Source organism: Alkaliphilus oremlandii OhILAs (assembly GCF_000018325.1).
GTDB classification, from domain to species: Bacteria; Bacillota; Clostridia; order Peptostreptococcales; family Natronincolaceae; genus Alkaliphilus_B; species Alkaliphilus_B oremlandii.
The window spans coordinates 1,625,777-1,637,900 of the sequence record NC_009922.1 but is presented as its reverse complement, the minus strand read 5'-3'; the positions used below and the strand labels follow the sequence as shown (position 1 = coordinate 1,637,900).

Annotated in this window: 10 protein-coding genes; all 10 read right to left on the bottom strand. The window is 35.3% G+C overall.

What is annotated here, in order from left to right; translation table 11 throughout:
• Positions 1–84: 84 nt before the first annotated feature.
• Positions 85–1,008 carry a bifunctional riboflavin kinase/FAD synthetase gene (locus tag CLOS_RS07885; protein WP_012159387.1) on the bottom strand — a complete coding sequence of 308 codons (924 nt, stop codon included), beginning with the start codon at positions 1,006–1,008 and terminating at the stop codon, positions 85–87.
• 2 nt (positions 1,009–1,010) lie between these two features.
• Positions 1,011–1,916 carry a tRNA pseudouridine(55) synthase TruB gene (gene truB / locus CLOS_RS07880; RefSeq protein ID WP_330360323.1) on the bottom strand — a complete coding sequence of 302 codons (906 nt, stop codon included), beginning with the start codon at positions 1,914–1,916 and terminating at the stop codon, positions 1,011–1,013.
• Positions 1,916–2,878: a DHH family phosphoesterase gene (locus tag CLOS_RS07875; protein ID WP_012159385.1), complete on the bottom strand. Its 963-nt coding sequence runs from the start codon at positions 2,876–2,878 to the stop codon at positions 1,916–1,918. Before CLOS_RS07875 ends, truB begins: the two co-directional genes overlap by 1 nt.
• Complete coding sequence (gene rbfA, locus CLOS_RS07870) at positions 2,871–3,269, bottom strand: 30S ribosome-binding factor RbfA (RefSeq protein ID WP_012159384.1); 399 nt, start codon at positions 3,267–3,269, stop codon at positions 2,871–2,873. The genes CLOS_RS07875 and rbfA overlap by 8 nt, the downstream gene beginning before the upstream one ends.
• A gap of 18 nt (positions 3,270–3,287) precedes the next feature.
• Positions 3,288–5,447 (bottom strand): translation initiation factor IF-2, encoded by a 2,160-nt coding sequence (infB, locus tag CLOS_RS07865; RefSeq protein WP_012159383.1) that lies wholly within the window; start codon positions 5,445–5,447, stop codon positions 3,288–3,290.
• A gap of 25 nt (positions 5,448–5,472) precedes the next feature.
• Positions 5,473–5,769 carry a L7Ae/L30e/S12e/Gadd45 family ribosomal protein gene (locus tag CLOS_RS07860; protein ID WP_012159382.1) on the bottom strand — a complete coding sequence of 99 codons (297 nt, stop codon included), beginning with the start codon at positions 5,767–5,769 and terminating at the stop codon, positions 5,473–5,475.
• Positions 5,762–6,031: an RNase P modulator RnpM gene (gene rnpM / locus CLOS_RS07855; RefSeq protein ID WP_012159381.1), complete on the bottom strand. Its 270-nt coding sequence runs from the start codon at positions 6,029–6,031 to the stop codon at positions 5,762–5,764. The genes CLOS_RS07860 and rnpM overlap by 8 nt, the downstream gene beginning before the upstream one ends.
• A 14-nt stretch (positions 6,032–6,045) precedes the next feature.
• On the bottom strand, positions 6,046–7,083 hold the full coding sequence (gene nusA / locus CLOS_RS07850) for a transcription termination factor NusA (protein WP_012159380.1): 1,038 nt from the start codon (positions 7,081–7,083) through the stop codon (positions 6,046–6,048).
• 14 nt (positions 7,084–7,097) lie between these two features.
• A complete protein-coding gene (gene rimP, locus CLOS_RS07845) occupies positions 7,098–7,562 on the bottom strand; it encodes a ribosome maturation factor RimP (RefSeq protein ID WP_012159379.1) in 465 nt (154 codons plus the stop codon).
• A gap of 231 nt (positions 7,563–7,793) precedes the next feature.
• Positions 7,794–12,119: a PolC-type DNA polymerase III gene (locus CLOS_RS07840; RefSeq protein WP_012159378.1), complete on the bottom strand. Its 4,326-nt coding sequence runs from the start codon at positions 12,117–12,119 to the stop codon at positions 7,794–7,796.
• Between the last annotated feature and the right edge of the window lie 5 nt (positions 12,120–12,124).

The following is a 12,124-nucleotide window of genomic DNA, read 5'->3' as shown; positions in this document are numbered from 1 at the left end:
ATATCCCCTAATTCTAAGTAAATGTCGGTGAGTCAAATTACTGAGAATAGGTTGATTAGACAACTATCATTTTAGCATAATAAATTATAATTGTAAATATTTTTTTGCATTATTTGCATCTTCTTTAATTTGGGCAACTAAGTCATCGGTATTCTTGAATTTAATTTGATCTCTCAGTTTCTTTATAAATTGCACCTCTATGCATTCATTATAAATATCCTCATTAAAATCAAGGATAAATGTCTCCACGGTAGTTTGATTTACACCAAAAGTAGGGTTCGTTCCAACGCTTGTTGCACCTTTATAAAACTTTCCGTTCACTCTGATGTAGGTAGCATATACCCCCTCTATAGGAACTAAATGCGACGGCTCTATTCGAATATTTGCAGTAGGATACCCTAATTTGTTTCCGATGCCTTTTCCATTGATCACCATGCTATAGATGGCGTACGGTCTACCTAGAAATGTATTTGCCTTCTCAAAGTTGCCATCTTTGATATACTCTCTTATTATAGTGCTTCCTACCTTTATGTTATCAATAGTAACAGGACTGATTTCATAAACCGTAAATCCATACTTAAGGCCTAGTTCTTTTAAGACCTGTACATTCCCTTTGGCTTTATATCCAAAAGTATAATCAAATCCTACAACAACAATTTTACAATTTAATCGGTCCACTAAAATATCCTTTACAAAGCCCTCTGGCGTTAAAGACATAAATTCCTTATTAAAATTCTCAAGATATAGAAGTTCAACCTCTAAAGATTCTAAAAGTCTCTTTTTCATATCCATATTTGTTATCTGAGGATGCTCATTTTTTTCTGTAATAATCGATAAGGGATGATTTCCAAAGGTATATACGCATGACTCTAAATTTTTTTCCTTACATTCCCTTATTAAAGTTGATATTAACTTTTGATGTCCAATATGAACACCGTCAAAGTTTCCTAAAGCGACGCCTCTAAGTATACTTTTATCTAATTCATCACAAATCGTAACTGTATTCATAACTACTCCTTTTCGAACAAAAGCCTCAAAATTTTGATATATTTCTGATTATGATCTTCATTTCTAACAATGCCAAATCCAACAAACTCCTTTTCAAGGTAAACACAAACTTCCTGACCTATAGGTTCATGGATGGTATCTATGAGATAATTTGAATAGATTCGATTGCCATTGAGGACCTGCTTACTATAGGCTGACTTTACGATTGCCTTTGACATATGTTGTAATGGGTAGTCCATTGGCAATAAAATATCCTCTACATTTTCTAATGCCTGTAATTCTTCTATAGTAATGGCTGTATCTAAGGAAAAGTCACTGGACGCAGTCCTTAAAAGAAAGGACATAACACCGCCGCAACCTAAAACCTCACCAATATCTTTACATAGGGTTCTGATATAAGTTCCCTTGGAACAAAGAACATCAAAAATCACCTTTTCTTTAAAAATCTCTATGATTTCAATATGATATATTGTGACTGTTCTCTCGGCTCTTTCTATTTCTACGCCCTGCCTAGCTAATTCATATAGTTTTTTGCCCTTAATCTTAATTGCAGAATACATAGGTGGTATCTGCTTGTACTCCCCTATAAAACTAAGTACAGCTTCTCTGATTTCATCTGGAGACGATGTCACTTCTCTTTGACGCAGAATTTCTCCATCAATGTCTTCAGTGTTTGTTTCGATACCTAAAGTTAATTCAGCACGATATTTTTTCTTGCCATCCAATAAGAATTGAGATATTTTAGTAGCTTGTCCGATACAGATAGGAAGGACGCCTGCAGCATTTGGATCCAATGTTCCAGTATGTCCTACCTTCTTCATATTTAATTTTTTTCTAACTACAGAAACAACATCATGGGATGTCATGCCTGGAGGTTTTAAAATATTTAGAATCCCATTCAATTGCATCACCGTCTTATAAATTGTTTTGATTTTTCAATCACCAGCATTTTAGCTTCAGCTAAAGAAGTAGAAATCGTAGCGCCAGCGGCTTTCTTATGGCCACCACCATTAAATAATTCTGCTAAAGCTCTTACATCTACATCGTCGTCCTTGGAGCGAAAGCTCATTTTAACTTTATGATCTTTGTCTTCTCTTAAAGCAACGGATATCTTCACAGTTTCAATATCTCTTCCATAGTTCACAATGCCTTCTACATCACTATAGGGCACCATAAACTCCTTAAGAGAAGACGCAGTTATAGTGAAAATTGCAAGACTATTATCCAGTTCTAATTCCATATTGGATAAACAATGTCCTAAAAATTTTAAGCTATGGATGGACTTGCGTTGATAGAGATTATACATGATCTCTTGTTTGTCGATGTTATATTTAAGGAGTTCTGACGCGATTAAATGCGTTCGATCCGTAGCATTATCATATACAAAATTACCACTGTCTGTTACAATGCCTGTATAGATACAAGTAGCAATCGCTCGATCTATCCTGAAATTTAATTCGGATAAAAGTAAATAAACTATCTCACAAGTTGAAGAAGCATTCACATCCACAATATTAATATCTCCAAAGTGATTATTGCTAATATGATGATCCAGATTAACAACAGATTTGCTTTTTTCTAGACATTCCACACTGCTTCCTAGTCTATGTTCGTCCCCACAATCCAAGACAAATATCAAGTCAAAACTTTTATCCTGAATAGCGTCGTAACTTTTAATTAAAGAATACCCCGGCAGAAAATCATATTTATTGGACAACGTATCATTGACAAATATCTCTACATTTCCATTTTTTTGTTTCAGTGCAGTACCTAAGGCCAAGATGGAACCAATACTATCACCATCAGGATCTACATGAGAAGTAACAGCAATATGGTTGCTGTTACAAATCAACTCTATTAATTTATTCATCGGAATCATCCTCAGTATCATTGGAATCATCTTCTGACAGATGATTCTCCTCATTCACCTTTGTAATGACATTATACATATAGATCCCTTTTTCTATAGATTCATCTAACTTAAATATCACTTCAGGAGTATATCTGGCTTTTATTTTTTTCCCTATTTCTCGTCTGATAAAACCACTGGCCTTTGTAAGCCCCTCCATGGTATCCGCTTTTTCTTTTTCATTGCCTAGAACGCTGACATAAATATTAACATATCTTAAATCTCTTGTTACATCTACCTCAACAATACTAGTCATAGAAGAGATTCTAGGGTCTCTTAGTTCATTTCTGATGCTATCACTAACGATCTTTTTAATTTCTTCTGATAAACGTTTAACTCTAGGATATGACATATCCTCATCCCTTCCTGATTATCTTTCTATTTCTTTCATGTGGTATGCTTCAATAATATCGCCTTCTTTAAGGTCGTTAAATTGGCTAATACCGATACCACATTCATATCCGGTTGCTACTTCTTTTGCATCGTCTTTAAATCTCTTTAAAGAATCGATGGAGCCTTCATGGATTACAATATTATCTCTAACGAGTCTTATTTTAGCATTTCTTAGTATTTTACCTTCGATTACATAACAACCACCAATGGTGCCAGCTCCAGGAACTTTAAATGTGGCTCTTACTTCTGCTTTACCTAGTTCCTCCTCTACAAATTCAGGATCAAGCATACCCTTCATTGCGGCTTCAATATCTTCTATTGCCTTATAGATAATACGGTATGTTCTGATGTCAACATTTTCCTTCTTTGCGGCTGAAGCGGCGTTGGAAGTTGGTCGAACGTTAAACCCTATAATAATGGCATTGGAAGCTGTTGCCAACATTACATCACTTTCTGTAATACCGCCAACACCACCATGAATTGGATTGATAACAACTTCGTCATTAGATAATTTAACTAAAGATTGTTTTACTGCCTCAACAGAACCTTGAGTGTCCGCTTTTATAATTAAATTTAGATCTTTTAATTGGCCCTGCTCCATTTGACTGAATAAAGCATCCAGAGAAATTTTTTGACCGGCCTTCAACTGCTCTTCTTTGATTTTATTAATTCTTTTTTCAACAATGGCCTTTGCTGCCTTATCATCATCAACGGCAAATAGTTGGTCTCCTGCCTCCGGAACCTCAGATAAGCCTGTAATTTCAACTGCAGTAGAAGGGCCAGCTACCTTTACCCTCTTTCCACTGTCATTCATCATGGCTCTAATTCTACCGTAAGTGTTACCAATCACAACAGAGTCTCCAATAAACAAAGTTCCGTTTTGTACCAATACGGTAGCAACAGGGCCCTTACCAACATCGAGCTGGGCTTCAATTACCGTACCGATTGCTTTACGATTTGGATTTGCTTTTAGCTCGCTCATTTCAGAAACTAATAAAACCATTTCTAATAAAGCATCTATATTTTCTCCACTACGAGCAGACACTGGAACTGAAATTACATCGCCACCCCATTCTTCGATTAGAAGCCCTTGATCTGCCAATTCTTGCTTTACTCTGTCAGGATTTGCACTAGGCTTATCCATTTTATTAATTGCTACGATGATGGGTACTTCTGCCGCTTTGGCATGGCTGATTGCTTCGATTGTTTGGGGCATTACTCCATCATCAGCAGCAACAACTAAAATTGCCACATCTGTAACCTTTGCACCTCTAGCCCTCATAGAAGTAAATGCTTCGTGACCAGGTGTATCTAAAAAGACGATTTTCTTATCATTAACTTTAATTTCAGAAGCACCAATATGCTGTGTAATTCCACCAGCCTCACTGTTTGTTACCTTAGTCTTACGAATTGCATCTAATAGAGAGGTTTTTCCATGGTCAACATGACCCATAACAGTGACAACAGGCGATCTATGTTTTAAATCCTCAGGCTTATCCGGCTCTATAATAATATCAAAAACATCTTCTTCAGCATCAATATCTGTCATCGGTTCAACTTCAATACCGAATTCAGCAGCAATAATTGAAGCCGTATCGTAGTCCAATTCTTGATTGATTGTTGCCATGATACCTAGACCAATTAATTTTGTGATGATTTCACTGGCGCTTTTATTTAGAGTTTCAGATAATTCTTTTACAGTTAATTTATTTTTTAATTGTATCACTTGCTCACCTTTACTTTCTGCACTAACATCATTATTAGCTATATAATTTTTTCTCTTATCTTTTTTGTTTTTCTTCTTCTTATCTTTTTTGTTATTCCCATTCGGGGTCACATTTTTAGTTGAGTTTATTTCTTTTTTGAAATGTTTTTTATCTACATTTTGTATGCTTTCTGCACTTTCATTAACATTATCAGTCAGAGTATCTTGATTAGGTGGCTTTTCGTCTACATTAGGTTTTGTTTCTTCCTTATTTTGTTCTGTAAATAATTCAATTAATACATCTGCATTTTCATTGTCCACTGTACTCATATGGCTATTTACTTCTATAGAAAGTTCCTTTAACTTATCGATTAGCTCCTTATTGCTAATTCCTAATTTCTTTGCCAATTGGTATACCCTTATTTTTGACAAATAAATCACCCCCTAATTATTTGTTCTAAAACATGCTCAGTATTTTTTCAGCAAAGCCTGGATCAATAATACCGACAATGGTTCTAGAATCTTTTCCTATGATACTGCCTAATTCATTTTTATCTTTCCAAATTCGAATCGGTACATCTCTGTAGGATGCTTTATCCATAAATTTTTTCTTCGTATTTTCAGAAGCATCCTCTGCTAAAATCAATAGATGAATGGCACCATTTTTTAAGGAATTCATACAGGTTTCATCTCCAGATACAAGGTTTCCTGATTTAGCAGCTAAGGTTACTAAGTTTTTGATCTTATCATTCATCAACGCCTAACTCCTTTGATAAATTTTCATAGATATCTTGAGGAATATTTGCCTGAAATGCTCTATTAAAGGCACTGGTCTTTTTAGCTTTTTCAAAGCATTCCTTAGATTTGCATACATAAGCACCTCTGCCGTGAGCTCTGCCTGTGGTATCTAAGCTGGTTATACCTTCAGCATTATGTACAACGCGTATCAATTCTTTTTTAGGCTTCATTTCATTACAACCTAAACACTTTCTTAAAGGAACTTTTTTAACTTTCATCTACATCACCTCAATTACTCATTGATTTGACTTTCACTCTTTATATCAATTTTCCAACCTGTTAACTTTGCTGCAAGTCTAGCGTTCTGTCCTTCTTTACCGATCGCAAGGGAAAGCTGGTAGTCTGGCACTACAACCTTCGCCGTTTTAGCATCATTATTAATATCACATAATAAAACCTTTGCAGGGCTTAATGAGCTGGCAATGAATTCCTTTGCATCCTCACTATATTTAATAATGTCAATTTTTTCGCCCTTTAATTCATCAACAATGGTTTGGACCCGAGCACCTTTAGGTCCTACACAGGCACCAACGGCATCCACATTGGGATCTTTAGAATCGACTGCAATCTTAGCCCTAGAGCCTGCTTCCCTAGAAATGCTTTTTATTTCTACCGTACCATCATGTATTTCTGGTACTTCTAGTTCGAAAAGGCGCTTTACAAGGCCTGGATGAGTTCTAGATAAAAGTATTTGCGGACCCTTGGTGGTTTTCTTTACCTCCACTATATAGCATTTAATACGATCCCCATGTTCATATACTTCATTTGGAATTTGTTCACCAGGTCCAAGGATTGCTTCTGTTCTGCCTAAGCTAATATATACATTTCCTTTTGCAACCCTCGATACTTCGCCAGTAATAATTTCCGATTCACGGTTTATAAATTCGTCATAGACAATGCCACGTTCAGCTTCCCTAATTCTTTGAACCACTACCTGTTTGGCTGTCTGAGCAGCTATTCTTCCGAAATTTTTAGGCGTAACTTCACTTTCAAATGTATCTCCTACTGAATATTTTGGATTTACTATCTTAGCATCGTCAATATGAATTTCCAATAAATCATCGATTACATCATCTGTAATCTTTTTTTGTGCATATACATGAACTTCTCCATTATCACGATTTATTTCAACTCTTACATTTTGAGAAGAACCAAAGTTTCTTTTGTAACTAGAAATTAAAGCAGCTTCAACTGCATCAATTAAAATATCCTTTGAAATACCTTTATCCTTTTCAATTTGTTCAAGAGCTTCTGTAAACTCAGCATTCATTCCAATTTACCTCCCTAAAATTTAACCGCTAATCTTGTTAATGCTACCTTTTCCTTCGGTAACTCTAATAAACCTACATTAGCTACATTGATTTTAATCATATTCTCTTCTAAGCCTACAAGCTCACCTTCAATAACCTTGTTTCCATTCAGTGCTTCATAAAGTTTTACTTCCACAATTTCACCTGCAAAACGAATAAAATCACTATCCTTCTTTAAAGGTCTATCCAGTCCTGGAGAAGATACTTCTAAGAAATAATTTTCACTAATTGGATCTTCTCTGTCCAATTCTTCTCCTAGCTGCTCACTCACTTTTTGACAATCATCTAGAGTGATGCCACCTGGTTTGTCTATATATATTCTTAAATACCAATTGGATCCTTCTTTCTTGTACTCCAAATCTACTAATTCAAAGTTCTCATTTTGGATAATTGGCATTACTAATCTTTCTGTAATTTTTTCAACACGATTTTTCGCCATAATATTCCTCCTATATTCAGTTTTTATTTTAAGCAATCAAATTTAAAACATAGTCTTAAGTTTAATGCACTATAAAATTTGTGAACAGAAGTAAACAAATTTTATTTTAGTTTTTGTTTTTTTTACTACTTTATACAAGAACAGCACAATATATAATAGAAAGAGTGGGAAAAACCCACTCTTTCAATTGTATAGTATATTGTTTCCCCTAGTATAGCATATTTAACCAAATTATGCAAGTGAAAACAAAGAAAGTTGATTTGTCTCCGGCATATTATGAATACAGCCATGACTGACCAATGCCTCCACAACGGTTTTTGTAATCTTTGTTCTCTTTCTCAGGTCCTCAACAGAGATAAATTCTCCTTCTTCTCTGGCCTCTACAATACTTTTAGCAGCATTCTCACCCACACCCTGCAGTCCCTTCAGTGGAGGGAGTAACTTTCCATCCACTATCTTAAATCGGTCGGCATCTGAAGTGTATAAATCAACAGGCAGAAGTTCTATTCCTCTACAATACATCTCTAGAGCAACCTCTAACACCGTTAAAAAGTTTTTCTCTTTTGCAGTTAAATCATTGCCCATGGCCTCTAATTCCTTTATCTTTAAACGCACTGCCTCTTTGCCTTTAATAATAAAGTCGGCATCAAAATCTTCCGCCTTTGTAGTAAAATAAGTAGCATAGAATGCAGCGGGATAATGCACTTTAAAGTAAGCAGTTCTGAAAGACATTGTAACGTATGCGGCCGCATGTGCTTTTGGAAACATATATTTAATCTTATTGCAGGAATCAATGTACCATTCGGGAACATTATGTTCCTTCATTTCCTGCTCATTTTCAGGGGTTAGCCCTTTTCCTTTTCTTACATTTTCCATAATCTTAAAAGCTGTCTTTGGTGGCAATCCCTTTAAAATCAAGTAGTTCATAATGTCATCCCGAGTTGAAATTACATCTTTTAGCTCCGCAATATTATTTCTTACTAAGTCTTGGGCATTATTCACCCAAACGTCAGTACCGTGGGATAATCCACTAATACGAACCAATTCTGCAAAGGTAGTTGGTTGTGTATCGATAAGCATCTGTCGGACAAATTTCGTACCAAACTCTGGTATACCCAAGGTTCCAACCTCACAATGGATATCTTCGGGCGTAATACCTAGAGGCCTTGTACTTGTGAAAATTTCAATCGTCTCCTTATCATCTAAAGGAATCTCTAAAGCATTGACATGGGTCAGATCTTCAAGCATTTTTATGATTGAAGGACCGTCGTGTCCTAGAATATCCAACTTCAATAATCGCCCACTGATGGAATGATAATCAAAATGTGTTGTAATGACACCAGATTTAGGATCATTGGCAGGATATTGAATTGGACAAAATTTATGGATATCATAGTTTGCTGGTACAATCATAACACCGCCAGGATGTTGTCCTGAGGTTCTTTTAATTCCGGTACACCCTTGGGTCAAACGATTGATTTCGGACATGTTGTAGTTGAGTTGCTTTTCCTCTACATATTTTCTTACAAAACCATAGGCCGTTTTATCCGCAATGGTTCCTATAGTTCCAGCACGATATACTTTCCCTTTTCCGAACAATTCCTCTGTATATTTATGGGCCTCACTTTGATATTCGCCAGCAAAGTTTAAGTCAATATCCGGTTCTTTATCCCCTTCAAATCCAAGGAAAACCTCAAACGGAATATCATGTCCATCTTTCATTAAGCTTTCTCCGCACTGTGGACAATTCTTATCCGGTAAGTCTGCCCCTGAGCCAATGGAGCCGTCCAAAATAAAGTGTGAATATTTACACGTAGGACATATATAATGTGGTGGCAGTGGGTTTACCTCCGTAATATCACTCATAGTAGCTGCAAAGGAGGATCCTACCGAGCCCCTAGATCCTACCAAATATCCATCTTTTAAGGACTTTGTCACCAGTTTATGAGCAATGATATACATAACAGCATATCCATTGCTGATGATAGAGTTGAGCTCCTTGTCCAGCCTATTTTTAACCAACTCTGGAACATCTTCACCGTATATTCGTCGAACCTTTTCATAGCACATTCTTCTAAGTTCTTCTTCTGAACCTTCAATTTCTGGTGGAAATGTTCCGTCGGGAATTGGTATGATATCTTCAATTGCATCATTAATCCTATTGGTAGCATGGATTACAACTTCTTCAGCTTTTTCTTTTCCCAAATAAATAAACTCCTCCAACATCTCATCTGTGGTTCTGAAGTAAAGTGGAGCTTGATCTTCCGCATCGCTAAATCCTTGTCCTGTCATAAGAATCTTTCTAAATATACTGTCCTTATTCTCAAGAAAATGCACATCACATGTGGCTACTACAGGTATGTTGAGACGCTCACCTAAATCTACTATTTTTCGGTTGAGCTCCTTAAGGTCTTCTTCATTCTTTGCTAAGTTCTTCTCAATTAAAAATCGATTGTTTCCAATGGGTTGTATTTCTAAATAATCATAGTATTTAGCTATTTTCTCAATATGACTTTGAGGTTTGCTAGAAAGAATGCTTTGAAATAGCTCCCCTGCTTCACAAGCGGTTCCTAAAATAAGCCCTTCCCTAAATTTATTTAATAAACTTCTTGGTATTCTAGGCTTTTTATAAAAATAATTAATATGAGATTCAGAGACTAGGCGGTATAGATTTTCTAAACCAATATAATTTTTAGCTAAAATAATAATATGGTAACTCTTTAGAGTTTTATAATCTAGTTTTTTGCTTAATTTATCGTTAATATCCTTTAAAGTTCGGATGTCTTTTTTATTCATCATTTCAACGAACTTAATAAAAATCTCAGCTGTTGCCTTTGCATCATCTACGGCTCTATGATGATTTTCTAAGGAGATATTCAGTTCTTTAGCAATGACATTCAGTCGATGCTTTTTGAGATCTGGCAGAAGCGCTCGTGCTAGCTTTAAAGTATCAATTGCAATATTATCAAAGCTGAGTTCATATCGTTCGGCTTTATCTCGAATAAAACCAGTATCGAAATCTGAATTATGGGCAACAACAGGGCAATCTCCAATGAAATCTAAAAACTGTGGCAGTACTACTTCGATTGTAGGTTGATCTTTCACCATATCATCGGAAATACCCGTTAGCTCTACAATCTTCTCTGGAATTGATCTTTCAGGATTAATTAAAGTAGAAAAACTATCAATGATCCTGTTGTTCTTTATTTTAATAGCACCGATTTCTGTAATCTCATCATTTTTACTGGAAAGTCCTGTGGTCTCTATATCGAAAATAATAAATTCATCTTCTAAAGAATACTCTATGTCGGAATCGATCAGATTAACTTCATCATCTACTAAGTAACCTTCCATGCCATAGATCACTTTCACACCAAATTTTTTGCCAGCATCCATGGCCTCCGGAAAAGCTTGTACCACCCCATGATCTGTTACTGCGATGGCTTTATGTCCCCATTTAGCGGCCTTTTTAATGATGTTCGTGATACTGGATGTACCATCCATAGAGGACATTTGGGTATGTAAATGCAATTCGATCCTCTTATTTTCAGCCAAATCCATTTTCTCCACTCTTTCAATCTCCATAGCATCAGTTAGCATAATCACATTTTCTCGAATAAATGTATCATAAATCACATCGCCACGAAACCGAGCAAGCTTGCCCTTGGTAAAGATTTCTTCCAATTGTCCTGTTTGATTTTTTCGTTCAAAAACTTTTGCTGTAATAGAATTTGTATAATCTGTTATATTGATTATGGCAAGCTTTTTTCCACCATTTAATTCTTTGATTTCGACATCAAATATCTCACCTTCCACAATCACTCTTCCAGAATCATTTCGGATATCAATGAGTTTCGTGATTTCGCCAGAAAAATTTTTTCCTAAGAAGACGGAGGCTGAAGAGGTTTTCGAATAAAAACTTTTATCTTTTAATGTTGAAACATTTTCCGCCTTACCGTAATCCATTGGGTTTTGAATCTTGATTTGGCTGACTAGAGCTGAGTTTTCATGTTCTTTTTGTTTTTCATATTCTTCTAGGACAAATTTGCTCTTGGTATCCACATCGATATAACATTTGATCCCTACATTAAATTGCTCTACAAAATAACGTTCAATTTGTAAATCGATTTTTCTATCTTTCATCTTGTGGGCAACAATATTAGAGGTTAATATAATTTTTAACGTAGATCCTTCTATTACTTTATCAATATCACCTTCAATTGAATTAAAAGAAGGAATATTCTTTTGTAATATATAAAGTATATTACTCCAATTCATATTCATTAACTCTTCCAAAGAGGTATATTCTATATCATATGTAAAGTGTGTATCGACTTTTGATTTTAATTTTGCCTGAACCACGTTGGTTAATTGTTCTAGAGATCGTTCTATTTCCTTATGACTTAATATTTTTTTTGAAATAAAAGAAATAAAGATACGATTACTGTTTTTCATATATTGCAATTTTTCTACGAAACAAGATTCGTACAAATGATTTCCTTCTATTCCGAAGCAATCTAAAAAATAATTAAAGTTAAGACGTCCTAAAGGAGTCATGTAAA

What these genes read in the sequence shown, in the direction of transcription:
- CLOS_RS07885 (WP_012159387.1), bottom strand. Translation starts at nt 1,008, where the DNA reads ATGAATACAGTTACGATTTGTGATGAATTAGATAAAAGTATACTTAGA.
- truB (WP_330360323.1), bottom strand. Translation starts at nt 1,916, where the DNA reads ATGCAATTGAATGGGATTCTAAATATTTTAAAACCTCCAGGCATGACA.
- CLOS_RS07875 (WP_012159385.1), bottom strand. Translation starts at nt 2,878, where the DNA reads ATGAATAAATTAATAGAGTTGATTTGTAACAGCAACCATATTGCTGTT.
- rbfA (WP_012159384.1), bottom strand. Translation starts at nt 3,269, where the DNA reads ATGTCATATCCTAGAGTTAAACGTTTATCAGAAGAAATTAAAAAGATC.
- CLOS_RS07860 (WP_012159382.1), bottom strand. Translation starts at nt 5,769, where the DNA reads ATGAATGATAAGATCAAAAACTTAGTAACCTTAGCTGCTAAATCAGGA.
- rnpM (WP_012159381.1), bottom strand. Translation starts at nt 6,031, where the DNA reads ATGAAAGTTAAAAAAGTTCCTTTAAGAAAGTGTTTAGGTTGTAATGAA.
- nusA (WP_012159380.1), bottom strand. Translation starts at nt 7,083, where the DNA reads ATGAATGCTGAGTTTACAGAAGCTCTTGAACAAATTGAAAAGGATAAA.
- rimP (WP_012159379.1), bottom strand. Translation starts at nt 7,562, where the DNA reads ATGGCGAAAAATCGTGTTGAAAAAATTACAGAAAGATTAGTAATGCCA.
- CLOS_RS07840 (WP_012159378.1), bottom strand. Translation starts at nt 12,119, where the DNA reads ATGACTCCTTTAGGACGTCTTAACTTTAATTATTTTTTAGATTGCTTC.